The 22,200-nt window shown below is 65.5% G+C and carries 24 protein-coding genes and 1 pseudogene; 7 read left to right on the top strand and 18 right to left on the bottom strand.

Annotated features, from left to right (window positions below; genetic code table 11):
* Positions 1 to 17: 17 nt before the first annotated feature.
* The gene (locus L5G28_RS17440; RefSeq protein ID WP_237002640.1) at positions 18 to 818 is read right to left on the bottom strand and encodes an alpha/beta fold hydrolase; all 801 of its coding nucleotides are present in this window, start codon (positions 816 to 818) and stop codon (positions 18 to 20) included.
* A 49-nt stretch (positions 819 to 867) separates the two neighbouring features.
* Between L5G28_RS17440 and L5G28_RS17435 the strand changes: the two genes are divergently transcribed.
* Entirely contained in the window at positions 868 to 1,173 is a 306-nt protein-coding gene (locus tag L5G28_RS17435; RefSeq protein WP_236998847.1) for an antibiotic biosynthesis monooxygenase family protein, read from the top strand.
* Positions 1,174 to 1,257: 84 nt separating this feature from the next.
* The gene (locus L5G28_RS17430; protein WP_237002639.1) at positions 1,258 to 2,706 is read left to right on the top strand and encodes an aldehyde dehydrogenase; all 1,449 of its coding nucleotides are present in this window, start codon (positions 1,258 to 1,260) and stop codon (positions 2,704 to 2,706) included.
* A 124-nt stretch (positions 2,707 to 2,830) separates the two neighbouring features.
* Here L5G28_RS17430 and L5G28_RS17425 read toward each other — a convergent pair whose 3' ends face one another.
* From L5G28_RS17425 to L5G28_RS17370, 12 genes are all read right to left on the bottom strand, one after another.
* Entirely contained in the window at positions 2,831 to 3,469 is a 639-nt protein-coding gene (locus L5G28_RS17425) for a hypothetical protein (protein WP_237002638.1), read from the bottom strand.
* Positions 3,469 to 4,323 (bottom strand): Rv1363c family protein, encoded by an 855-nt coding sequence (locus L5G28_RS17420; RefSeq protein WP_237002637.1) that lies wholly within the window; start codon positions 4,321 to 4,323, stop codon positions 3,469 to 3,471. The genes L5G28_RS17425 and L5G28_RS17420 overlap by 1 nt, the downstream gene beginning before the upstream one ends.
* Positions 4,287 to 5,711 (bottom strand): MCE family protein, encoded by a 1,425-nt coding sequence (locus L5G28_RS17415; protein WP_237002636.1) that lies wholly within the window; start codon positions 5,709 to 5,711, stop codon positions 4,287 to 4,289. The genes L5G28_RS17420 and L5G28_RS17415 overlap by 37 nt, the downstream gene beginning before the upstream one ends.
* Positions 5,711 to 7,018 (bottom strand): MlaD family protein, encoded by a 1,308-nt coding sequence (locus L5G28_RS17410; RefSeq protein ID WP_237002635.1) that lies wholly within the window; start codon positions 7,016 to 7,018, stop codon positions 5,711 to 5,713. The genes L5G28_RS17415 and L5G28_RS17410 overlap by 1 nt, the downstream gene beginning before the upstream one ends.
* On the bottom strand, positions 7,015 to 8,271 hold the full coding sequence (locus tag L5G28_RS17405; RefSeq protein WP_237002634.1) for an MCE family protein: 1,257 nt from the start codon (positions 8,269 to 8,271) through the stop codon (positions 7,015 to 7,017). Before L5G28_RS17405 ends, L5G28_RS17410 begins: the two co-directional genes overlap by 4 nt.
* A gap of 1 nt (position 8,272) precedes the next feature.
* Positions 8,273 to 9,466, bottom strand: coding sequence for an MCE family protein (locus L5G28_RS17400; protein ID WP_237002633.1), 1,194 nt, complete (start codon positions 9,464 to 9,466; stop codon positions 8,273 to 8,275).
* Positions 9,463 to 10,515: an MCE family protein gene (locus tag L5G28_RS17395; protein ID WP_237002632.1), complete on the bottom strand. Its 1,053-nt coding sequence runs from the start codon at positions 10,513 to 10,515 to the stop codon at positions 9,463 to 9,465. The genes L5G28_RS17400 and L5G28_RS17395 overlap by 4 nt, the downstream gene beginning before the upstream one ends.
* On the bottom strand, positions 10,508 to 11,683 hold the full coding sequence (locus L5G28_RS17390; RefSeq protein ID WP_237002631.1) for an MCE family protein: 1,176 nt from the start codon (positions 11,681 to 11,683) through the stop codon (positions 10,508 to 10,510). Before L5G28_RS17390 ends, L5G28_RS17395 begins: the two co-directional genes overlap by 8 nt.
* Positions 11,684 to 11,689: 6 nt before the next feature.
* Positions 11,690 to 12,541 (bottom strand): MlaE family ABC transporter permease, encoded by an 852-nt coding sequence (locus L5G28_RS17385; RefSeq protein ID WP_236998837.1) that lies wholly within the window; start codon positions 12,539 to 12,541, stop codon positions 11,690 to 11,692.
* A 1-nt stretch (position 12,542) separates the two neighbouring features.
* Positions 12,543 to 13,307: an MlaE family ABC transporter permease gene (locus tag L5G28_RS17380; RefSeq protein ID WP_237002630.1), complete on the bottom strand. Its 765-nt coding sequence runs from the start codon at positions 13,305 to 13,307 to the stop codon at positions 12,543 to 12,545.
* Between the two features lie 93 nt (positions 13,308 to 13,400).
* The gene (locus tag L5G28_RS17375) at positions 13,401 to 14,291 is read right to left on the bottom strand and encodes a 3-oxoacyl-ACP reductase (RefSeq protein WP_237002629.1); all 891 of its coding nucleotides are present in this window, start codon (positions 14,289 to 14,291) and stop codon (positions 13,401 to 13,403) included.
* Between the two features lie 126 nt (positions 14,292 to 14,417).
* Complete coding sequence (locus L5G28_RS17370) at positions 14,418 to 14,606, bottom strand: ferredoxin (protein WP_237002628.1); 189 nt, start codon at positions 14,604 to 14,606, stop codon at positions 14,418 to 14,420.
* A 125-nt stretch (positions 14,607 to 14,731) separates the two neighbouring features.
* Between L5G28_RS17370 and L5G28_RS17365 the strand changes: the two genes are divergently transcribed.
* The 3 genes from L5G28_RS17365 to L5G28_RS17355 are packed head-to-tail and all read left to right on the top strand — an operon-like array spanning position 14,732 to position 18,577.
* Positions 14,732 to 15,952, top strand: a complete 1,221-nt coding sequence (locus tag L5G28_RS17365; RefSeq protein WP_237002627.1) for an acyl-CoA dehydrogenase family protein — start codon at positions 14,732 to 14,734, stop codon at positions 15,950 to 15,952.
* Positions 15,953 to 15,971: 19 nt separating this feature from the next.
* Positions 15,972 to 17,078, top strand: a complete 1,107-nt coding sequence (locus tag L5G28_RS17360; protein WP_237002626.1) for an acyl-CoA dehydrogenase family protein — start codon at positions 15,972 to 15,974, stop codon at positions 17,076 to 17,078.
* Positions 17,075 to 18,577 (top strand): AMP-binding protein, encoded by a 1,503-nt coding sequence (locus tag L5G28_RS17355; RefSeq protein WP_237002625.1) that lies wholly within the window; start codon positions 17,075 to 17,077, stop codon positions 18,575 to 18,577. Before L5G28_RS17360 ends, L5G28_RS17355 begins: the two co-directional genes overlap by 4 nt.
* A gap of 22 nt (positions 18,578 to 18,599) precedes the next feature.
* Here L5G28_RS17355 and rpsR read toward each other — a convergent pair whose 3' ends face one another.
* The 4 genes and pseudogenes from rpsR to rpmB form a co-directional block, all read right to left on the bottom strand.
* Complete coding sequence (gene rpsR, locus L5G28_RS17350) at positions 18,600 to 18,836, bottom strand: 30S ribosomal protein S18 (protein WP_237002624.1); 237 nt, start codon at positions 18,834 to 18,836, stop codon at positions 18,600 to 18,602.
* A pseudogene (locus L5G28_RS17345) lies at positions 18,836 to 18,919 on the bottom strand (30S ribosomal protein S14); the annotation flags it as partial. The gene rpsR and the pseudogene L5G28_RS17345, both read right to left, overlap by 1 nt.
* 32 nt (positions 18,920 to 18,951) lie before the next feature.
* A complete protein-coding gene (gene rpmG / locus L5G28_RS17340) occupies positions 18,952 to 19,119 on the bottom strand; it encodes a 50S ribosomal protein L33 (protein ID WP_236998828.1) in 168 nt (55 codons plus the stop codon).
* Positions 19,120 to 19,350 (bottom strand): 50S ribosomal protein L28, encoded by a 231-nt coding sequence (rpmB, locus tag L5G28_RS17335; protein WP_237002623.1) that lies wholly within the window; start codon positions 19,348 to 19,350, stop codon positions 19,120 to 19,122. It lies immediately after the preceding gene.
* 115 nt (positions 19,351 to 19,465) lie between these two features.
* Between rpmB and mrf the strand changes: the two genes are divergently transcribed.
* Both mrf and L5G28_RS17325 read left to right on the top strand, forming a co-directional pair.
* On the top strand, positions 19,466 to 20,791 hold the full coding sequence (gene mrf, locus L5G28_RS17330) for a ribosome hibernation factor-recruiting GTPase MRF (RefSeq protein ID WP_237002622.1): 1,326 nt from the start codon (positions 19,466 to 19,468) through the stop codon (positions 20,789 to 20,791).
* Positions 20,788 to 21,033, top strand: coding sequence for a type B 50S ribosomal protein L31 (locus L5G28_RS17325; RefSeq protein WP_237002621.1), 246 nt, complete (start codon positions 20,788 to 20,790; stop codon positions 21,031 to 21,033). Before mrf ends, L5G28_RS17325 begins: the two co-directional genes overlap by 4 nt.
* A 10-nt stretch (positions 21,034 to 21,043) precedes the next feature.
* Here L5G28_RS17325 and L5G28_RS17320 read toward each other — a convergent pair whose 3' ends face one another.
* Positions 21,044 to 22,183 (bottom strand): NAD(P)H-dependent flavin oxidoreductase, encoded by a 1,140-nt coding sequence (locus L5G28_RS17320; RefSeq protein ID WP_237002620.1) that lies wholly within the window; start codon positions 22,181 to 22,183, stop codon positions 21,044 to 21,046.
* Positions 22,184 to 22,200: the final 17 nt, after the last annotated feature.

Raw genomic sequence — 22,200 nt, 5'->3', positions numbered from 1 at the left:
GCCCGGACGAGCCCGCACTAGACATACTCGCTGAGGAAGGCTTCGACGGCGCCACGGAAGACGCCCGGGGCGTCGTCGTGCAGGAGATGCCCGGCACCGTCCACCCGAAGGTGCACCGACCCCGGTCGACGACGGGCCATCTCGGCCATCTGCCCGGGCGGCGTCACCGAGAAACCGGCCTCCAGCAGCAGCGCAGGCACCTCGACGGCATCCCATTCGTCCCAGAAGTGGCGGCCACCCCACTCTTCGGCGATGTCTGCCCACACGGGGATCGAACCGTGCAGACGGCCGTCGTCGAACGCCTCGTAGAAGTAGCGGCCGGCGATCTCGCCGAACATCTCCACCGCGGCGGACTCATCGGGGAACTGGTCGGGCCACGTACTGAACCACGGCGTCCACGCGCCCGTCGTCCGACCACGGAAGTCCGGAGCCATGTCTTCGACGACGAGAGCCGACACCAGTTCCGGATACGCCGCCGCCGTGCACCACGAATGCAGCCCGCCCATCGAGTGCCCGATGAGGACTGCGGGTCCCCGGTCGATCCAGGTGATCGTCTCGGCGAGGTCGGCGACGAAGCGCTCGGTCGACACGTCGGAGGGATCGACCGCGTCGGCCCCCTGATGGTTCGCCGCGTCGAAAGTGAACACGCGGCCGTATCGACGCAGCCACGGCACCTGTCGCCGCCACGTGCGTCCGCGACCCATCAGCCCGTGCACCAGGACGATCGCGCCGAATCCACCGTCCGCGACATCGAGGCCGCCGTGATCGAGAAGCCCGACGTCTGAGGTCGGCGACGAGGCGGTCGGGTCCGGAGTCACAACGAACGACCCTATCGGCTTCCCGCCGTGCGCGCGTAGCCTCGGGTTCATGGCAATTGTGAAGATCAACGCAATCAGTGTCCCCGAAGGCGCAGGCGCCGAGCTCGAGAAGCGCTTCGGTGCTCGCGCGGGCACCGTCGACGGCGCCGCAGGATTCCTCGGCTTCCAGCTTCTACGTCCGACGAAGGGCGACGACCGGTACTTCGTCGTCACCCAGTGGGAGGACGAGGAGAGCTTCAACGCGTGGGCCGGCGGCGATGCACGTGCTGCCCACAAGAGTGAGAAGAAGCCCGTCGCGACGGGTGCCGACCTTCTCGAGTTCGACGTCGTGATCGACGTCAAACCGAGTGCCTGAGGCAATCCGTAGCGACAACTTCTAGAACGTGTTCTACATCGTGCTCTAGTATCGAGGAAAACCCTCGATACCTCAGGAGCACGCATGACCGACCCGATCGAGACCACCAAGCTGTACATCGGCGGGAAGTGGGTGGACCCGCACTCCACGGAAGTGCTCGACGTCTTCTCGCCCGCAACGGGGGATAAGGTCGGGTCGGTTCCGAACTCCGACGCGACCGACGTCGACAGCGCCGTCCGCGCCGCCCGCGAATCCTTCGATTCCGGGGTGTGGCGCAACACTCCGCCAGCGCAACGAGCTGCGGTTATCCGGCGCGCCGTCGAGTTGATCAACGAGCGCGGCACCGAGCTGGCGACGCTCCTCTCCGCCGAGATGGGCGCCACCCCGGGTGATGTAGCGACCATCCAGCAGTTCGCGGGCACCGCGTGCCTGTCGGCATACGCGGACGCTGCCGACCAGTACACGTGGGAGGAGACCCGGACGGGGATCTTCGGCGAGACCCGGGTCATCCACGAGCCCGTCGGGGTCGTCGGCGCCATCATCGCCTGGAACGTTCCCCTCTTCCTTTTCTGTAACAAGTTCGGCCCCGCTCTCGCCGCCGGCTGCTCCATCGTCCTCAAGCCGGCACCCGAGACACCGCTCAACGCGAACGTGCTCGCCGAGATCTTCACCGAGGCGGGCGTCCCCGAAGGCGTCATCTCGATCGTTCCGGGCGGTGTCGAGACCGGGCAGGCACTCGTCGAGCATCCGGAGGTCGACAAGATCACGTTCACCGGATCGACAAGGGCGGGCCAGCAGATCGCGTCGCGCTGCGGCGAACAGCTCAAGCGGTACTCGCTGGAACTCGGCGGCAAGTCGGCGGCCATCGTCCTCGACGACGCCGACATCGAAGCCAGTGCCCCCATGTTGATCTTCTCCGGTCTGCTCAACGCGGGACAGGCGTGCGTCGCTCAGACTCGCGTGCTCGTCCCCCGCTCGCGCCATGACGAGATCGTGGACGCCATGGTCGCCGTCGCGTCCACCTTCACCCCCGGCATGCCGGACGATCCGGAGACCAAGGTCGGCCCGATCATCAACGACAAGCAGCACGAGAAGGTGTCCGGGTACATCGCCAAGGGGAAAGCGGAAGGCGCCACCGCGGTCCTCGAAGTCCCCGCACCCACAGGCAACTTCATCGGACCGACGATCTTCACCGGAGTCACCAACGACATGACGATCGCTCGCGAAGAGATCTTCGGGCCGGTCATCAGCGTCATCGCCTACGACGACGTCGATGAGGCGATCGCCATCGCCAACGACTCCGATTACGGTCTCGCCGGTTCAGTGTGGACGCAGGACATCGACAAGGGCCTCGACGTCGCCCGACAGGTGCGTACCGGCACCTTCGGCATCAACTGGTACTCGATCGACCCGGCGTCGCCGTTCGGCGGCTACAAGAAGTCCGGCATCGGACGCGAGAACGGCAAGGAAGGCCTCGAGAGCTACCTCGAGCACAAGGCCGTCGTCATGCCGATGGGCTACACGAGCAGTTAGCCTCTCGGCCAGAGAACACCTCCGGGCCGGAAGACACCGGGAGCGTATCGAGACCATCGGTCTCGATACGCTCCTTTTCTACGTGCGCCCACCGCCCTACTGCCTCAGCCCGTGGGCTGTCGACTCACGGGCTCCCTGGGTCCTGGGTCCCTGGGGCCTGAGTCTCTGGCGCCTGAGTCTGGGGCGCCGGGCTGGACGGCGCCGGAATCGGAACCGCCCCTGACGGGGCCGCCCCGTCGGACTGCTGCACCCGGGAGGACAGCGAGTCGTCCGTGAGGATGTCGATGGCCGAGATCAACCACTTGCCGTCCCGTTTGACCATGTCGTAGACGATCCGGCTCTGGTCGATCTGGACTTCTTCCTCGTTCGTGTTCCGCGACGTCGACAGGTTCAGATAGACCAAGACCTTCGCCGTGTCGCGTGTGTTCTCCATTACGCCCGCGCCCTCGACCTTGGCGACGGCGACGATCTTGTCCTTCTTCACGCCGTCGACGATCTTGTACTCGGTGACGTTCTTCTGCATCTCCTGCTTGGCCGAACCCGTCAGGAATCCCATCGTCTCGTTGATGTTGTCCGACACCGTCTTCGGATTGCGGCCAAACATCGTGACGGTGTATTCCTGCGCGGACGCGAGCGCGGACTCGCGCGCATCCTCCTCGGCGTTCATGGTCCAGTAGCGGACACCGGTGAAGACGGCTGCTGCGACGGCCGCCACGAGCAGCACCCCGGCACCGGCCAGAAGCAAACGCAACTTCCCGCTCATCAGCCCACCCACTCGTAGTTCGTCAGTTTCATGTCGTCGTTGATCCGCGTGATGTCGATGCGCGATCGGAACGTCTCGATGACGGGCTTGTCCGGAGCTTCGGGCGCAGTGCTCTCCCACACGAACACGACGAGTACCGACCCCGTGTCCTCGTCGGCCTTCTCCACTGCCGACGCGACGACCGTGGTCTTCGTCTTCATATCGTCTTCCCGGATCAGGTCGGTCGCTTGTTTCATCGACTCGCGCATCTCCTGCAGCGCACGACCACTCGTGTGCTTGTTCATGAAGTCGAGCATGTCGTCGGCATTGTCTTTGTTGAGCGTGGTCAGTTTGACGACCACCTGCTGTGCGAACTGGTCGTACTCGGCACGTAGCTCACGCTTGTCGTCGATACTCGCCGACGCCGTCGCGAAGACCGCGCTCAAGACGACGGCCGCGACGAGAACGATCACCCCGAGCGCGCCGGCGACGGCAATCATCACCGTGCTCGACGATGACCTCCCCGACCCGACCGGAGCCTTGACGGACGGACGGCGGTCCCGGTAAGAGACTCCCCGAGTCCGGTCATCGGCCGACACTGCGGGTTCATCTGCGGCATCTGCCGGTTTCGGCGCCGGATCGGCCTCGGACGCCTCAGCGTCTGCCTGCGTCTCGTCGGCGCGCGCCGTCTCGTCGGGTTCGGCAGCGTCCTTCTTGCCGGGCTTCCGCCGACGAGCGAGTGGACTCGTCCGTTTGACCGCGGCCTTCTGCGCGTCGTCGTCTGGGCCTGGGCCCGCGTCTGGACCTGAGCCCTCGTCTGGACCTGAGCCCGGGGACCTCAGGACTCCACCGTCTTCGTGATCAGTTCGTACCATTTCTTCTTCTGGTTGCTGTTGTCGGTGCCGTACTGCGTCGAGTACTGCTTACCGTCGGGTCCGATGAACTTGCCCGTCTCCGGATCGTACGTCGTGCCGTAGGTGGCGGGCGTCGGGTCATGATCGGCAGGGGTGCCGGGGACGACGTGGCCGGCCGGCTGCTTCGGCAGATCCGTCCCCGGGAAGCCGTTCGGAAGTGCGACGTTGTCGCGATCGGACGGCACATACCCCGTCCGACACTCTTCCGGCGTCGGCGCACGACGACCGGGGAACTCCACGCACGGAAAGTTTCGAGCACCACGGACCGAGGACTGCGCGTCCTGCGGCAACCGGCAGAGCATGCCCGGCGGCAGATCCTGCGCCGTCGTCGCCGAGGGGAAACGCCATTCGGACGGCGGCACGAAACCGACGGTGCACGTCGGCGGATCCTGGAATCCGAGCCCGAAACTGACATTCGCACCATGCCTGCTGGAACCGGTGTTGACCGCCGTGATCAGCGCCGACAACACACGCGGATACAACACAACGGTCTGTCGCAGATTCGGCAGATAGATGCGCAGCGTCTGCGCGGAGACCTTCAGATTCGCCATGCCGGAGATGAAGCTCGGGCCCATGTCGTCGAACAGGTCCTGCGCTTGGTTCGCGACGCCGGGCCCCTTGGCGAGAATGTCGGTGATATCCGGCTTGCTGGCCCGCAACTGGTCGGTGACCGTCGTGAGGTCGGTCGTCCAGCCACGGATCTGCGACGCGGTCCGGTTCTGCGTCGCGAGCAGCGGGCCGGCCTGCTTCACCAGGTCGACGGCGACATCGATATTCTTGTGGAACGCACCGACGAACAAGACCATCGAGTCCATCAGTCGAGACAGATCGTCGGCGGTTCCGTTGAACGCGGTGAACGCTTCGTCCATGACTTCGCGGATCCGGGTGTCCCCGACCTCGGCGAGCAATGCGTCGGCCTGATCGAGCATCGTCGAGATCTCGACCGGCACGTCGTCGGTCTTCACCTTCGAGCCGCCCGTCAACACGGTGCCCGACGGATCCTCCGGCGGGGTGAATTCGACGAACTGCTCGCCGATCGCGGACACACTGCGGATGGCGGCAGCCGAATTCTCCGGGATCTCGGTACCCGAGTCGATCGTCAGGTCAGCGACGACACCGTCGCTGGTCAGCTTCACGCTGCTGACCTTGCCGACGTTGACGCCGCGGAAGCTGACGTTCGCGTTCTGGTACAGCCCGCCCGTCGTCGGCATCGCCACTGACACGTCGAACGAGCCGAGGCCGAACATCTGCGGAATGCGGATGTAGAACACCGCGACAGCGACCAGCGAGACGATGGAGACGATGCTGAAGATGATGAGCTGCATGCGGACGAAGCCGGTGATCTTCATCAGTTGGCCCCACTCTTCTTCGTCGTGCTGCTCGGCGTCTTCTTCGTCGTGCTGCTCGGCGTCTTCTTGGTCGTGCCCCGGTTGAGTTCAGCTGGCGTCGGGTTGTCGGGATCCTTGCGCTTGGGCGTCATGATCCCCGGCGTCAACGGCGACGTGAACGGGTTCGTTCCCCGCTTCGCACCCGCCGCAGGCTTGCCGACGACGCCTTCGGGGCCGGTGGTCACCGACGCGACCATCGTCTTGTTGAGTCGGCTCCAGGTCAGGTCGAGGACGAGGTCGGAGTTGACGTAGTCACCCTTGACGATCTGCGGAATCTTCTCTTCCACGAACGGGAACGTCAGCAGTATCCGCAGCGAGTTCGTCAGCGCGGGGCCAGTCTGCGCCAACTGCTCGAGCACCTTGCGCAGATTCGGCACGATCGTCTTGATGTCCTTGCTGTTCTCGTCGAGGATGCTGTTGACCGTCGACGAGAGGTTTCCGACGTTGTCGAGTGCCGTCGTCAGATTCTTCCGCTGGTCTACGAGGAGTTGAAGGATCTCCGGCGCCGAATCGAGAGCGCGCTCCACCGTTGGAGTCTGATCGTTGATCGCAGCTGTCAACCGATCCATGCCCTCCATGGCCGAGATGATGTTTCCGGTCTGCCCGTTCAAATCCTTGACCAGAGTGTTCAACCTCGGGACCAGGGTTCGCAATTCGTCGTCGTTGTCGCCGAAAACCTGGCTCAGCTCGTGCACCACGTCGCCGACCTGAGAGAGGCCGCCGCCGTTGAGGACGACCGACAGCGAACTCAGCACCTGCTCGGTGGTCGGGTACATGCAGGGATCGACCTGCTGAGCCGAGTTGATGTCGGCGACCGGCTTGCCCTTCGGCGCGGCGATGTTGTCCTGCTCGGGACAGTTCGGCAACGAGAGACGTCCGCCCGCCGAGAGATACTTGCCAGTCGGCTCGTCTGGCTCGACGATCGCGATGTGCGAGGAACCGAGCACGCTCGTCATCCCGATCATCGCGTGCGAACCCGTCTGGACTTTGACGCCCTTCTCCAGCCGCAGCGTGATCTCGGCGCTCCAGTCCTTGATCTCGATGTCGCTGACACTGCCGACTGTCGCATCCTTGATCATGACGGGCGCATTACGGACGAGCCCCGCCGCCGTCGGAATCAGCGCGGTGATCGTGTAGGCGCCGTCGCCGGTGCCCGCGGCGCCGATCGACGAGAGCGTCGAGATCGGCTCCATCCCACACGCGGTGACGGGGGCGAGCAGGAGGACGCCTGCGACGAGCGCAGTGACCCGTGTGCGAGAGCGCGTCATCGTTCGCCTCCGAACGGTACGAGCAGATTCGCGAGCGGGTCGGGAGCAGCCTTGCGGCTGATCTCGTCGCGTTCGACGACGCCCTGCCGTGCTCTGGCCCGGACACTCGCGTTCTGATAGGTGATCTGGTCCGGCATCGCGGCCCGACCGATCACCGGGTTGGCCATGAACGGAGGAAAGTTGACGACGACCTCCTTCATGATCGGCGCGACGAGATCGACACACTCCTCGACGTCGGCCGCGGTGTCACCAGGACGCTTGGTCGCCTCCAGGCTGCCGCACAGCAGAGAGATCAGGTTGTTGCCCATGCCGAGGCCGAACACGCCGTCGAGCGCACCGGTCAACGGGTTGTAGATGTTGAAGAAGTTCGCCAACTGGGTCGGAGCCGAATGCAGCAGCCCCTGTACCTGCTCGTCCTTCTTCTTGAGGGTCGCGGTCAGCTGGGACAGCCGGTCCACGGTCGAGACGACGGTCGAGCTGTTCTCGCCGAGGAAGCCTTCGAGTTCACCGATGGCTTCATTGAGGTTGGTCATCGCGTCGCCCATCGCACGGCTGCTGCCCGCGATCACCTGGCTCACCGATTCCATGCGGCCGTTGAACTGCACGATCTGCTCGTGGCTCGTCGACAGTTCCTCAGTCAACTTCTGCAAGCTCTTGACCGCGCTGAACACGTCGCCCCGGTTCTCCGACAGGGTGCCCATCACCGAGGACATCTGCTTGATCGACTCTGCGATGGCCGCGCCGTTGCCGTCGAGATTGTCTCCGATCACGTCGACGGCACGCGCCGCAGTCCCCTTGTCGGCGCCCTCCGGGCCGATCGCCTCAGTCAGCTCAGACAGTTGCTTCTTCACATCGTCCCATTCCATCGGGACAGCGGTCCGCTCCATCGGGATGTCTGCGTCGCCGTTCAACTCGGGTCCCGTCGAGTATCCGGGGCTGAGTTGGACGAAGCGCCCCGACACCAACGACTGCGCGACGATGACCGCACGCACATCTTCCGGGAGCGGCACGTCGTTGTCCAAGCGCATCACGACCTTGACGTCACCTTCCCGCGGTTCGATGGAGGAGACCTTTCCGATCGGGACGCCGATGACACGCACCGAGTCGCCCTCGAACAGGCTGGACACCGTCTGGAAGTAGGCGGTCACGGTGCGCGTGGTCGCGCGCTGCACACCGAACCAGACGCCGCCCGCGATTAGGACCAGGACGACGATCGCGGCGACGATCGCCCATACACGACGGGTGTTACTCATGTCAGCGTCCTCCGTTCGGCTTCGGCGTCGACGTCGTCGGCGCCGCCGGAGTCGGATATGTGCGCTTGGGCGTCTCGCGCGGGATGTCGGGCGCTCCCGCGTTCGGCCCCTGCTTCCAGTTCTTCAAGAAGATCGGGTTTCCAGAGAAGTCGTAGAAGTACTTGGCGGCTTCCGGGTACTTGCGCTGCATCACCTTCATGAACGTGCCCATGTAGTCGCCGAACGTCGGCAGGCCGACCAGCGACGAGAAGTACGGCCCGGAGCTGACTGCCTCACCGAGGATGTTCGCGTACGGCCCCAGGTTGTCGATGGCCTTGCTGAAGTTGTCCTCGTTGTCGTTGAGGATGTCGAGTACACCGTTGAACTTGTCGAGGACCGGGCTCAATTGCTCCTCGTTGTCGTTGACGAACCCGGTGATCTCGGCCGCGACGTCCCGGGTGCCGCTGATCAGTTCCCGGATCGCTGCTCGCCGCATCTGCAGTTCGCCGAGCAGCGAGTTGGCGTCGAGGAGCATCTGTCGGATCTCCTTGCTTCGTTTGCCGACGATGTCGGTGACGCCGCGAGCCCGATCGAGCAGTTCGTTGAGCGCATTATCGCGATCGGCCATCGCCTTGGACAGTCGGCCGACCCCCTCGACTGCGCCCTGCACGTTGTCGGGAGTTTTGGCGAACGTGTCCGACATGGTCGACAGCGCCTTGTTGAGCTGGTCGGTGTCGGTCTCCTGCAGGGTGCTCGTCGCCTCGTCGAGCGCGTCGGTCAGCGTGTATGGCGACTCGGTGGCCTCCACTGGGATCGACTCGCCCGGTTCGATGCGCCCCTCGCCGAGCGGGGTCAAGGTCAGGTTGCGACGTCCCAGCACCGTCTCGGTCTTGATCGCAGCGCGCGATCGCTCACCGAGCACCACGGTGTCGTTGAGACGGAACTTGATGCGCGCGCGCATGCCCTCGTCGGTGTGTTCCAGGGACAGCCCCTCGACCTTGCCGACCTCGATGCCCGCGACCATCACCACGTCGCCGGAGCCCAGCCCGCCGGCATCCTCGAAGTACACGTCGTAGGTGCTGATCTGCGACAGAAACGGCAGGCGGTCCAGTTGGAGCGCGCTGATGACGAGCATCGCGGCGACCAGCACACCGATCACGCCGACCGACGCCTTCGACCGCTTGGTCCGGCGATCCGGAGTCTGCGCTTCACTCATACCGAACACCTCCCGCCCTGCGACTTATCGCCCATCGCGTCGATGGCGGTGAAGTAATACTGGGTATTGCCGGGCCCGGGCATCAGCAGTCGGATCCGGCAGAAGTAGATCTGCAGCCACGAACCGTAACTGCCGAGGTTCGACAGCTTCTTGAAGTCGCCGGGCAGACGGGACAGCAGGTCCCGGATGAACGGTTCGGCCTTCATCGCGTTTCCGGACGTCGTGCCGAGTGCGCTCAGCGCCTTCTTCGTGTCGGGCCGGATCGCCCCCATCAGATCGGCGAGACCGGTGGTGGCGGAGGCGCTCTCGTCGATCGCCCGGCCGATCACACTCTTGTCGTCCGCCAGCCCGCTGATCAGCTGCTGCATCCGGTCGACGCTCTCGTCGAGCCCCTGGTGGTCGGCCTCGAGCGTGCCGAGCGTCGTGTTCAAGTTGTCGATGACACTGCCGATCAGCTTGTCGCGGTCGGCGATCTCGTTCGTGAACGACGCCGTGTTCGCAAGCAGTGTGTTGAGCGAGCCGCCCTGCCCTTGGAACACCGCGATGAGAGCCGAGGAGAGCTTGTTGACCTCGTCTGCGTTCATCGTGCGGAACAGTGGTTTGAAGCCACCCAGCAGTTTGTCAAGGTCGAGCGCCGGCTGGGTCCGTTCGATCGGGATCTCGCCCCCGGGGGCCATCGCCGAGTTGAGGTCGCCGTCGCCCGGCTGAACCTCAAGGTATCGGTCGCCGGTGAGGTTCTCGTAGCGGACGAGTGCCCGCGCCGATTCGGGGAGCCGGTAGTTCTCGTTCACGGTGAACTCGACATGAGCCAGGTTGTCCTCGGTCAGGTCGATGCCCTGCACCGTGCCGACGTCTATGCCCGCGATCTTCACAGCACTGCCCGACTTCATCGCTGACGCACTCGCGAACATCGCCGAATACGTATTGCTTCCACCGCTCTGGTACTTGCTGAACACGATCACCAGGCCGGCCATCACCAGCAGCATGACCACGACGAACGTACCGAGTTTGATGATTGTCGCGCGGAACGCGCGTGCGCGTTTATCCACGAGGTGTACCCCCGAACAGCAGGTCGAAAAGCTTCGCCGACTGCACCTTGGGAGTGGTGCGCGGCTGGTAGGGCTGCTCGGCGTTGTCGATCACGTAGAACGGGACCTTCTCCTTGGAGGTGATGTCGGAGAGTCCGCCCTGGCAGGTCGGCGGCCCGTTGCCGCCGACTTCGGGCAGATCCTGCGGATACCGGTACGGGTCCTGGCCGGGAATGATCGCCGCGTCGAGCAGGAGCATCCCGTTACGGCCGCCGAGGAACGGTACCGCCACATCGGCGGCATCGCTGGCTGCGGTGATGAAGCACCGCAGACCCGGAGCCTGATAGCCGAGCAGCTTGGTGACCGGGTTCAGGTCGCTGAGCGTGCTCATCAAATCCTTCTTGCTCTTGCTGAGCACACCGTTGCCGCTGCGAGCCATACCGGTGACGTTGATCAGCAGACTGTCCAGGTTCGACGAATTCTCCACCAGGGTGTTACCGACTACGGTCGCGTTGTCGACGGTCCGCATCAGGTCGGGCATCACGTCTGCGTACACGTTCGTCACGCCGGCCGCCTCGTCGAACAGGCGGTTCAGTTCGGGCAGATTCTGGTTGGTCTTGCCGAGGACCTGGTTCAGCTGGACGAGTGCGTCGCCGATCTGCTTGCCGCGTCCGGACAGAGCGTCGTCGACCGCACCGAGGACCACATTCATCTTGTCGGGCTCGGTCTTCGCGAGCAGTCCGACGAGCTGCTGGTACACGGTGTTGAGTTCGACCACGACGTGGTCGGCTTTGATCTCGGTGCCTGCGGTGAGGGCGCCGCGCGCGCCGTCCGCGGGAACCACCAGGTTGACCGCTTTGGCCCCGAAGACGGTGTTCGATTTGATGTCGGCGCGAACGTTCGCGGGAATCGACGACAACTGCCCCGCGTCCATGTCGAGTTTGAGCTCGGCCTGGTCGCCGACCTCTCGGACACTCGCGACGCGCCCCACGGTGACGCCCCGAAGTTTCACTTTAGCGTCGGGGTTCATCACGAGCCCGGCGCGCGGCGCGAACAACGTCACCGATTTCGTGTCCTGGAACCAGCCGAGGAACTGTCCGGCGGCGAGCGCGACGATGACGACGAGAGAACCGACCATGATCGTCGCGGCTAGCTTGCGCACACCGTTTCCACGAGCTTTATAGGCCATGTCCACTCACCCGGCCAAGTTGAAGTTGCCGTCGGAGCCGTAGATGGCGAGCGACGTGAGGAGGGTGATGACGACGACCACGACCAGCGACGCCCGGACCGCGTTGCCCACAGCTACGCCGACACCGACGGGGCCGCCGGACGCGTTGAAGCCGTAGTACGTGTGGATCAGCATGACCGCGACCGCCATACAGATGGCCTGTACGAACGACCAGAGGATGTCCGACGGGATCAAGAACGTCGAGAAGTAGTGGTCGTAGACGCCGCCGGACTGTCCGTACAGGAACACGGTCGCGAACCGGCTCGCGATGAACGACGCGAGGGCGGCGAGCGAGTAGAGCGGGATGATCGCGACGAGGCCCGCGACGATTCGCGTACTGACCAGGAACGGGATGGACGATATGGCCATCACTTCCAGCGCGTCGATCTCCTCGCTCACTCTCATCGCGCCCAGCTGCGCTGTGGCACCGGCGCCGATGGTCGCCGCCAACCCGATGCCCGCGATCACGGGAACCGCGATGCGGACGTTGATGAACGCGGAGAAGAAGCCGGTCAACGCCTCCACGCCAATGTTGGCGAGCGAGCTGTAGCCCTGGACGGCGATGGTGCCGCCGGTGAACAGCGTCAGGAAGCCGACGACGACGACGGTGCCGCCGATCATGGCGAGCGCGCCGGTGCCCATCGAGATCTCGGCGATCAGGCGCAGCGTCTCCTTCTTATACAGGCGCAGTGCCCGCGGGATCGAGATGATCGAATCCCAGTAGAAGAGGGCCTGGTCGCCGATCTTGTTCCAGTCCTCGCCCGCACGCTTGATCGCGACACGAGCGGTGAGGAGTCGTGTAGTTCCCGGAAGTACCATCTCAGCCCATCGTCACTTTCAGTCCGACCGCGGTCACAACCACGTTGACGACGAACAACGCCATGAACGAGTAGACGACCGTCTCGTTCACCGCGTCGCCGACACCCTTGGCTCCGCCCTTCACATTCAGTCCGCGATAGCAGCCCACGAGGCCCGCGAACAGGCCGAACAGCGCGGCTTTGATCATTGAGATGACGAGTTCGCCGAGTCCGGTGAGCAGAGTCAAGTTGGCGATGAACGCACCCGGGTTCACGTCTTGCAGATACACCGAGAACACGAAGCCGCCCGCGATGCCGATCGTGCAGACCAGGCCGTTGAGCAGCAGCGCGACACCGGTCGAAGCGACCACACGTGGCACGACGAGCCGGTGGATCGGATTGATGCCGAGTACGCGCATCGCGTCGATCTCTTCGCGAATGGTCCGCGCACCGAGGTCGGCGCAGATCGCGGTGGCGCCGGCGCCGGCAACGATGAGCACCGTCACGATCGGCCCGATCTGCGTGATGGTGCCGAGTGCTGCGCCCGCGCCGGACAAGTCTTGGGCCCCGATTTCGCGAAGCAGGATGTTCAACGTGAAACTGACAAGAACGGTGAACGGGATGGCAACAAGAAGTGTCGGCACCAACGAGACCCGGGCGATCGCCCACGACTGCTCGACCGTCTCGCGGAATTGGAATGGTCGGCGGAAGAGCTCTCTAGCAGCTTCGACAGCCAGTGCCACGAAGTCGCCGACGCCGTTCATCGGAGCAGCCAGCCTGGTTAGCAAGTCCCCTCCTCCCACCGGTGAAGGCAACCTATCATGGGCGGCCGACACTTCAGTGGCACTATTCGACATCGACGATTCACCGGACTATCCGCCCTAATCCATCAACTCGGACGCCGAGAATGTCTCTTTCCCTGCGGGCGAGGCGAAGTACGGCGACAACGATCCGGCGAGCGCCTCGGGAGTCCACTCGTCACCGTCGGCCTCGAACACTTCGCGGATCGTCGGCGCGGCCATCAGAGTGACTTTCGGTCCGTAGACGACGAAGACCTGTCCTGAGACGTTCTGCGCTTCCGGGCTCGCAAGGTATCGCACCAGTGCGACGACATGCTCGGGCGACAGCGGATCGACTCCCCCGTCTGGCGCGTCACCGAAGACGCTCGCCGTCATGGCGGTACGCGCGCGCGGGCAGATCGCGTTGGCCGTGACCCCGTACCGCGACAGCGCCCGCGAGGCCGACAGAGTCAACGCGGTGATACCCGCTTTAGCCGCACCGTAGTTCGCCTGGCCGGCCGGGCCGAGAAGACCAGCCTCCGATGACGTGTTGACGAGTCGCCCGTAGACGGGCGCACCCGCGGCCTTCGACGTCGCACGCCAATGCGCGGCTGCGTTCCGGTTGAGCAGGAAGTGACCGCGCAGATGGACGTTCAGTACGAGGTCCCACTCGTCGTCGGACATATTGAAGAGCATCGTGTCGCGCGTGATCCCGGCATTGCTCATCACGACGTCGAGCCCACCGAGATCCTCAGTGGCGGTACGCATGATCTCCCGCGCTGTCGCCGCGTCGGAGATATCACCCGCCACACGGACGGCCGAGCCGCCCGCCGACGAGATGACGTCGAAGACGTCGCTCGCATCCAGTGCGCGGTCGAGGTCATTGACGATGACCGTCGCCCCGTCCGCCGCCAACCCGATGGCTTCGGCCCGCCCGAGACCACCTCCGGCACCGGTGACGACAGCCACCTTGCCCTCTAACGTTCCGCCCACTCTGCAAACCCTTCTCCGCGTCGCGCCTGACGGCGCCGATCGTCTTACACCGCGACTCACACTAGAACATGTTCTAACAAATCGGCCAGCATCTCTTGAAATACCTTGACGCAGACCGGACTTCGATCACTCGATCGACAGCGCCGAGCGCGGACACGACGCGACAACCTGCCGCATCTCCTCCGCTCGGGACTCAGGCAGATCCTCATCGAGAATCACCAGGTAATCCTGATCGTCCAGGTCGAACACGTCGGGCGCCATGCCCACACACACCGCGTTCGACTCGCACAGGTCGAAATCGCACTTGACTCGCATTGCATCCTCCTCGAGGTCCCCTGCCCGCTGGTTGACGGGCTCGGCACTTTCACGTTAGAACGTGTTACAGAAGTAGCCAACCATACCGGCGCGCAAGCGTCTCGAGGATCGCAGGAGAACTACCCATGCGCATCGCGTACACAGCCGAGCAGGAGGAGCTGCGCCGCGAGTTGCGCTCCTACTTTAGCGACCTCATGACTCCGGAACGCCGTGCGGCCCTGACCGGCGGAGACGGGGAGATCGGCGAAGGAGACGCCTACCGCGACGTCGTCCGCCAGATGGGCGCCGACGGGTGGCTCGCGCTCGGCTGGCCGACCGAGTTCGGCGGCGCGAACCGGTCGATGATGGACCAGTTGATCTTCACCGACGAAGCGGCGATCGCGGGTGCGCCGGTCCCGTTCCTCACGATCAATTCGGTGGCGCCGACGATCATGCACTACGGGACGCCCGAGCAGAAGGAGTTCTTCCTGCCGAAGATCGCTGCGGGGGAACTGCACTTCTCGATCGGATACTCGGAGCCGGGCGCGGGCACCGATCTCGCGTCACTGCGCACCACCGCGGTGCGCGACGGTGACGAGTACGTCATCAACGGCCAGAAGATGTGGACGAGCCTCATTCCCTACGCCGACTACGTGTGGCTGGCCTGCCGAACCGATTCGGGCGCCGATGCGAACGCGGACAGCGAGTCGGGGAAGCGCCCGAGCAAGCACAAGAGCATCTCGATGCTGGTGGTCCCGACTGCGGCACAGGGGTTCTCGTACACCCCGGTCCACACGATGTCCGGTGTCGACACGAGCGCTACCTACTACCAGGACGTGCGCGTTCCGACGAGTTCGATCGTCGGCGAGGAAGGCGGAGGCTGGTCGCTCATCACCAACCAGCTCAACCACGAGCGGGTCGCACTGTGCAGCGCCGCTCCGATCCAGACCGCGCTCAACGAGACCCTGGCGTTCGCGCGGCAGCAACCGTACGGCGGCGGCAAGCTCATCGACGTCAGTTGGGTTCAGTCGAACCTGGCGCGCGTGCATGCGAAGGTCGAGTTCCTCAAGCTCGTCAACTGGAAGATCGCTTCGATCGCCGCGCAGGGCGGCTCGCCCTCGCCCGCGGACGCATCGGCAACGAAGGTGTTCGGCACGGAGTTCGCCACCGAGGCGTACCGCCTGCTGATGGAGGTGACCGGCCCGGCGGCGACTCTGCGCCAGGGCTCGGTCGGCGCACATCTGCAAGGCCGCCTGGAACGCTTCGCGCGGACGTCGCTGATCCTCACGTTCGGCGGCGGAACCAACGAGATCCAACGCGACATCATCGGCATGCTCGCCCTCGGCCTTCCGCCCGCCCGACGCTGACCCTCAAAGGAACATCGACATGGACTTCACTCTCACCGAGGCCGCGAGCGACCTGACCGGCCTCACCACCGACATCACCACACGACTCGCGACCGGCGAGCGCACCGCAGAACTCGAGACCGCTCACGCGGCGATCGACGCCGACCTGTGGCGTGAGATCGCGAATGCGGGCCTGCTCGGACTGGCGGCGCCGTCCGACCTCGTCGGAGACGGCGGAGCCGATCTGACGACGATGGAGACCACCGCGGTCGCCACCGCTCTCGGCCGCGCCCTGGCCCGGGTGCCGTACCCGCAGCACGCGGTGGCAGCGGTGCCGCTGCTGGCCGCGTACGGCGGCGACGCCGTGCGCGATCTGCTCGGCAAGGCGGTCACCGGCGACGCGGTGATCTCAGCGGCCGTCGAAGAGGATCTGGGCTTCGACCTGCTCGCACCGTCGACCACCGTGTCCGCGGATGGCGCGGTGACCGGAACCAAGCTCAACGTGCCGTACGCGGAGGCCGCCGATGCTCTCCTGGTGACCGCGGCGGGCGCGGACGGCACGGTCGTGGTCGTGGTCGACGGCACGGCAGGCGTCACTGTCACCGAGACCCCGACGAGCGGTCTGACCCCGGTGTACACGGTGGTCTTCGACGGCGCGGCAGGCACCGTCCTCGACGGTGGTTCGACCACCGCGGCGCGTGCTCGGGACCTGCTGCGCCTCGGGCTGGCGGCAGACCAGGCTGGTGTGGTGGCGGGTGCACTCGCCGCGACCGCCGAGTACGCCCGCGAACGCGAACAGTTCGGACGCAAGATCGGTTCGTTCCAGGCGGTCGCGCAACGCCTGGCCGACGACTACATCGACGTGCAGGCACTCTCGTTGACCGTCACCCAGGCCGCGTGGCTGCTGTCCGGCGCAGCCGAGACGGACGACGCCGAGGCGACCGCAGCGGTCGACACGGCAGCCTTCTGGACCGCGGACGCGGGCCACCGCGTCGCACATACGACGGTGCACGTGCATGGCGGCGTCGGACTCGACACCTCCCACCCTGTGCACCGATTCTTCCTGCGCGCCAAGCAGAACGAGTTCACCTACGGCGCTGCTCCGGTGGTTCTCGGCGAGCTCGGCGCAATGCTGGCCGCGCGGTGACTGCGCCGACGGTCACCGATGCGGTCACGCTCGGCCGGTTGCTCGCGCCGTTGGCGGAGGTCGACGACCAGGGCGTCTGGTTTCACGGCGAGTTCACGTCATGGCGTGACCATCTCGCCGACGCCCGCCGGTACGCCGCGGTCGCCGATTCGATGCTCGACGATGAGCGGCCGCGCCACGTCGGCGTCCTGCTGGGCAACGGCATCGACTTCTCGAGGCTGTTCGCCGCGGCCGCGCTCGGCGGATTCGTACTCGTCGGCCTCAACTCGACGCGACGAGGCGAGCCTCTCGTCGCGGACGCGGTGCGTGCCGACTGCCAACTGATCCTGGTCTCTCCCGAGACCGCGCCACTGCTGGGCGATGTTCCCGACGCCCGCGTGATCGACGTGTCCTCGGCCGAATGGACGTCCGCGGTTGCTGCTGCCGCACCGGACGACTTCGTACCGGTCGAGACCCACCCGCAGGACCTGGTGATGCTCATCTTCACTTCGGGCACCACCGGCGACCCGAAGGCGGTCCGATGCAGTCAACGGAAGTTCGCGGCACCAGGCGCCATGCTCGCCCACCGGTTCACGATGGGCCCCGAGGACGTCGCCTATGTGTCGATGCCGATGTTCCACTCGAACGCACTGATCGCCGGATGGTCGGTCGCCGCGGCGGCGCGATGCTCGCTCGCGATAGCGCCGCGCTTCTCCGCACGCGGGTTCGGCGACGACGTCCGCCGCTACTGTGTCACCTTCGCCAACTATGTCGGCCAGCCGCTGCACTACATTCTCGCCACTGCCGAGCGCCCCGACGACGCGACGACGTCGCTGCGCATCATGTACGGCAACGAGGCGTCGGCCGTCGACCGCGCCGAGTTCGCGCGCCGTTTCGGTGCGCGCGTCGTCGACGGCTTCGGGTCGACGGAATCCGGTGTCTCGATCTCGCGGACACCGGACACCCCGGACGATGCGCTCGGCCCGCTGACCGCTCCGGTCGCGGTGGTCGACCCCGACACGCTCGACCCGGTCGCCCCCGGCGTGGTCGGCGAGATCGTGAACACGTCGGGGCCCGGCCTGTTCGACGGCTACTACGGTGACGATGCGGCGACCGCCGAACGCATGCGCGGCGGCGTGTACCGCACCGGAGACCTCGGCTGGGTGGACGACGCCGACTACGTTCACTTCGCCGGACGCATCGGCGACTGGCTGCGCGTCGACGGCGAGAATCTCGGCACGCGTCCGATCGAAACGATCCTCCGCAGGCATCCGTGCGTCTGCGATGCCGTCGTGATCGGTGTCCCCACGGAGATCGGCGACGCCGTCGGAGCCGTCCTCGTCGCCGACGGACTCGACCGTGCCGAGTTCGAGTCGTTCCTCGACGCTCAGACCGATCTCAGCCCCAAACAGCGGCCGACCCGCGTCTGGCTCGTCGCCACCCTCCCGCAGACCGCGACCTTCAAGACCGCCCGTTCAGCCCTGGTCACATCGCTGGGCGATCCGACCTGGCACGCCTGACGAGCCGCGTCGCACCGCTCGATCAGAATGGGAGCAGAGCCATCTCCCGCGCATTCCGGACGGCCGTCGCGAGCTGCCGTTGCTGCTGCGGTGTCAGCCCGGTGAGGGCACGCGCACGGATGCGGCCGCGTTCAGTGAGGAAGCGGCGCAGCGTCGCGGTGTCTTTGTAGTCGAACGTCAGAGTCGGATCGGCCGTGCGACGCTTGACTCCAACCCTGTTCGGATTACCAGTCCTGTTCGGCTTCTTCGGTTTCGCCATCACCAGCTCGCCTTCGTGATGCCGGGGAGTTCGCCGCGGTGGGCCATGGACCGGAATCGAACACGGGAGACTCCGCGGCGTCGTTGCTCCTTCACGATCTTGGACTTCTTGGCCATCAGCGCTCCTCCTTGAATTCGACGTGGCGGCGGACCACCGGGTCGTACTTGCGCAACACGAGTCGGTCCGGGTCGTTCCGACGGTTCTTGCGAGTCACATACGTGTAGCCGGTCCCGGCAGTGGACTTGAGCTTCACGATGGGCCGTATGTCGGTGCTCTTGCTCATCTAGTGCCCCGCAGCTTTGACGCGTGCGACGACGGCGTCGATCCCATCGCGGTCGATCGTCTTGATTCCGGCCGCGGACACTCGCAGCGTGACGCGCCGTCCGAGCGACGGAACCCAGTACGTCTTGCGCTGGATGTTCGGCCGCCACTGCCGTGACGTGCGTCGATGCGAGTGCGAGACCTGCTTCCCGAACCCGGGAACCCTCCCGGTGACTTGGCATTCGGCGGACACATGCACTCCTTCTTATCGAAAACGATTCGCATTAAATGCGTTCGCCACGCTACAGTCGGAATTATTCAAACGGAAATCGTGTTCATTAGTACGGGATCGAGACGAAGGAGTCCACATGTCCGACGCGACGCACCGCACCCCGGTGACGCTGGTCGCAGGCCTGGACCGGACCATCAGCGCACGCATCGCCTACACGATGTTGAGCGCAGGTACGACGGTCGTCTCGCACGACTTGCGTGACGTCGCCGCGGGGCGAGTGACACGCGTCGAGCACCGCATGTCGCTCGACGGCGTCGACACGCTCAGCATCGACGACATCGATCTCGAGCACGGTTGTGTGTCGTGCACGCTGCGCTTGGATCTGCTGCCGATGTTGCGCACCCTGCACCGCGACCCCGACGTTCGACAGATCGTCGTCCTGCTCGATCCCATGGTCGAACCCGAGCGGTTGGCCGTCGAGATCGGCAGTACCGTCGTCGAGGCGCCCGACGTCGCCCCCGGCCCGGCGTCTGCGGACGTAGAGATATCTGCGACGCTGTGCGGGATCGACGCGAGGAGTTGGCTCGACGACGCGACCGGCGACGCGACACTCGCCGAAGCGGGTGTGATCGAGGAGGGTGCGACCGAACCCGACGATGAGCGGACGCTGTCCCAGATCGCCGTCGCACAGGTCCGCTTCGCGGACGCGATCGTCATCGACGGCGCCGACGGAGTCGAGAGCGCATACGATCTCGCGCGTCTGCACGCCGTGCTGCTGCGGCTCGCACCTGCGGCGGGCATGCGCACACTCAACAGCCAGCAGGCGCTCACACGGGCGGTCGTCGACGGATCGATCGACGCCATGACCCCGGGCACGCCGCATGGTCGTCCGACGCAGCCTTTCGACCCGTTGCTCGCCGGCGGACCCGACCTCGACGAGGACTGCGGCGTACAGCTCGTGTCGTTCGAGGCCGACCGCCCGTTCCATCCCGAACGGCTCCACGACAGCCTCGACGTACTGCTCGAGGGCGTGGTGACCGCCCGCGGACGGATGTGGTTCGCGTCCGACCCGGACGACGTCATGTGGCTCGAGTCAGCGGGCGGCGGACTGTCGATCCGGCACGTCGGCACCTGGTTGGCGTGCGTCGACGACCATTCGAACATCGACCCCGAGCACCGGGTCCTGGCCTCGCTGCGATGGGATCGTGAGCACGGCGACCGACACACCGCGCTGACCGTCCTGTGCCACCGCGCCGATCCTGGCGACGTTCGTCGCGCACTCGCAGATGCGCTGGTGACCGACGACGAACTCGCACGCGGCCAGGCCTACATCACGTCACTGCCCTCGCCGTTCGGGCACGCCCACCGCGACCCGTGCGACGACATGGAATCCCCGACCGACCGAACCGAATCGTCATCCGCCTCTCGAGCGGAGTCGAGACCAGAAGGAGAGCAACTATGAAATCCGGAATCCACCCCGATTACCACCCGGTCGTCTTCCGTGACGCGGCGACCGGCAAAGAGTTCCTGACGCGGTCGACGGCGACCTCCGAGAACACCGTCGACTGGTCGGATGGAAACAGCCATCCGCTCATCGTCGTCGATGTGACGAGCGATTCGCACCCGTTCTGGACAGGCGCGCAGCGCGTCATGGACTCGGAGGGCCGCGTCGAGCGGTTCAGGCGCCGCTACGGCATGCAGTAGTCGAGTTCGCTCAACCGTCGGACAGCGTCGCCGCGATCCTAGCCGCCGCCTCCTTGTACTCGGAGACCAGCCCGTCGATCAGTTCGTCGACCGGTGTGATCGCATTGCACCGCCCGACGATCTGGCCGGCGGGCATCGCGACGACACCGGGATCGTCGGCGAGAGAGATGCGGGCGTGCGCCTCTCCCACGAGCAGGTTCTGCAGCGGCATCGGCAGCGGCTCGGGCGCGTTCGCCGCGTCCCACGCATCGGTCCACTTGGTCTTGAGGAGACGTGCGGGCTTCCCCGAGTAGATGCGACGTCGAACGGTGTCGCGCGAGGTCGCGGCGAGCAGCGCCTGTTGAACCGTCGACGGGCCGTCGCCGGTCGCACCCAAGTCGTACTCGGCCGCCGTCAGCCAGTAGGTGCCCATCCACACGCCCTGCGCGCCGAGCGCGATGGCAGCGGCCATCTGCCTCCCGCTGCCGACGCCGCCCGCAGCGAGGACCGGCGCCCGATCACCGAGCGCGTCGACGAGGTCGGGCCACAGGATCATCGACGTGACCTCCCCGGTGTGGCCGCCGCCCTCGTAGCCCTGCGCGATCACGATGTCGACGCCCGCGTTCACATGACTGAGTGCATGCTCCTTCGCACCCGCCAGCGCCGCGACCTGCACACCGTTGTCGTGCGCGATCGCGATGACGTCGTCCGGCGGCGACCCGAGCGCGTTCGCGATCAACTTGATCTGTCCGTACTTACGGGCGTGCTCCATCGCGATGTCGACGTGCGAGCGCGCGACCGAGTGCAACCAGCCGAGAACCCCCGTGTTGACGCGGTCGCCCCCGCCGGGGAGGGGCGGCACCCCGAGATCGTCGAGCGTCCGCTCCACGAACGCGCGATGCTCGGGCGGAATCATCGAGTCCAGGTCGACTTTGGAGCCTTCGGTCGGGATCTTGGCAGGCATCACGACATCGACACCGAACGGCTTGCCATCGGTGTTCTCGTGCATCCATTCGAGGACTTCGTCGAGCTCGTCGGCTTCGTTGAACCGCACGCACCCGAGCACCCCGAGGCCACCTGCGCGGCTGATCGCGGCGGCTACATGCTGACTCGGAGTGAACCCGAAGATCGGGTATTCGATACCGAACTTCTCACTGAGATCCGTCTTCATTTCTGTCCTTGTCCGTT

Source organism: Gordonia liuliyuniae (assembly GCF_021739025.1).
Taxonomy (GTDB): domain Bacteria; phylum Actinomycetota; class Actinomycetes; order Mycobacteriales; family Mycobacteriaceae; genus Gordonia; species Gordonia liuliyuniae.
This window is presented reverse-complemented; position numbering and strand designations above follow the sequence as displayed.

Bases quoted from the DNA above. Each gene is read 5' to 3' on its own strand.
- L5G28_RS17400 (WP_237002633.1), bottom strand. From the start codon at position 9,466: ATGAGTGAAGCGCAGACTCCGGATCGCCGGACCAAGCGGTCGAAGGCG.
- L5G28_RS17325 (WP_237002621.1), top strand. From the start codon at position 20,788: ATGAAATCCGGAATCCACCCCGATTACCACCCGGTCGTCTTCCGTGAC.
- L5G28_RS17385 (WP_236998837.1), bottom strand. From the start codon at position 12,541: ATGGTACTTCCGGGAACTACACGACTCCTCACCGCTCGTGTCGCGATC.
- L5G28_RS17365 (WP_237002627.1), top strand. From the start codon at position 14,732: ATGCGCATCGCGTACACAGCCGAGCAGGAGGAGCTGCGCCGCGAGTTG.
- L5G28_RS17420 (WP_237002637.1), bottom strand. From the start codon at position 4,323: ATGGTACGAACTGATCACGAAGACGGTGGAGTCCTGAGGTCCCCGGGC.
- L5G28_RS17405 (WP_237002634.1), bottom strand. From the start codon at position 8,271: ATGAGTAACACCCGTCGTGTATGGGCGATCGTCGCCGCGATCGTCGTC.
- L5G28_RS17320 (WP_237002620.1), bottom strand. From the start codon at position 22,183: ATGAAGACGGATCTCAGTGAGAAGTTCGGTATCGAATACCCGATCTTC.
- L5G28_RS17370 (WP_237002628.1), bottom strand. From the start codon at position 14,606: ATGCGAGTCAAGTGCGATTTCGACCTGTGCGAGTCGAACGCGGTGTGT.
- rpmG (WP_236998828.1), bottom strand. From the start codon at position 19,119: ATGAGCAAGAGCACCGACATACGGCCCATCGTGAAGCTCAAGTCCACT.
- rpsR (WP_237002624.1), bottom strand. From the start codon at position 18,836: ATGGCGAAACCGAAGAAGCCGAACAGGACTGGTAATCCGAACAGGGTT.
- mrf (WP_237002622.1), top strand. From the start codon at position 19,466: ATGTCCGACGCGACGCACCGCACCCCGGTGACGCTGGTCGCAGGCCTG.
- L5G28_RS17360 (WP_237002626.1), top strand. From the start codon at position 15,972: ATGGACTTCACTCTCACCGAGGCCGCGAGCGACCTGACCGGCCTCACC.
- L5G28_RS17430 (WP_237002639.1), top strand. From the start codon at position 1,258: ATGACCGACCCGATCGAGACCACCAAGCTGTACATCGGCGGGAAGTGG.
- L5G28_RS17425 (WP_237002638.1), bottom strand. From the start codon at position 3,469: ATGAGCGGGAAGTTGCGTTTGCTTCTGGCCGGTGCCGGGGTGCTGCTC.
- L5G28_RS17415 (WP_237002636.1), bottom strand. From the start codon at position 5,711: ATGAAGATCACCGGCTTCGTCCGCATGCAGCTCATCATCTTCAGCATC.
- L5G28_RS17390 (WP_237002631.1), bottom strand. From the start codon at position 11,683: ATGGCCTATAAAGCTCGTGGAAACGGTGTGCGCAAGCTAGCCGCGACG.
- L5G28_RS17410 (WP_237002635.1), bottom strand. From the start codon at position 7,018: ATGACGCGCTCTCGCACACGGGTCACTGCGCTCGTCGCAGGCGTCCTC.
- L5G28_RS17435 (WP_236998847.1), top strand. From the start codon at position 868: ATGGCAATTGTGAAGATCAACGCAATCAGTGTCCCCGAAGGCGCAGGC.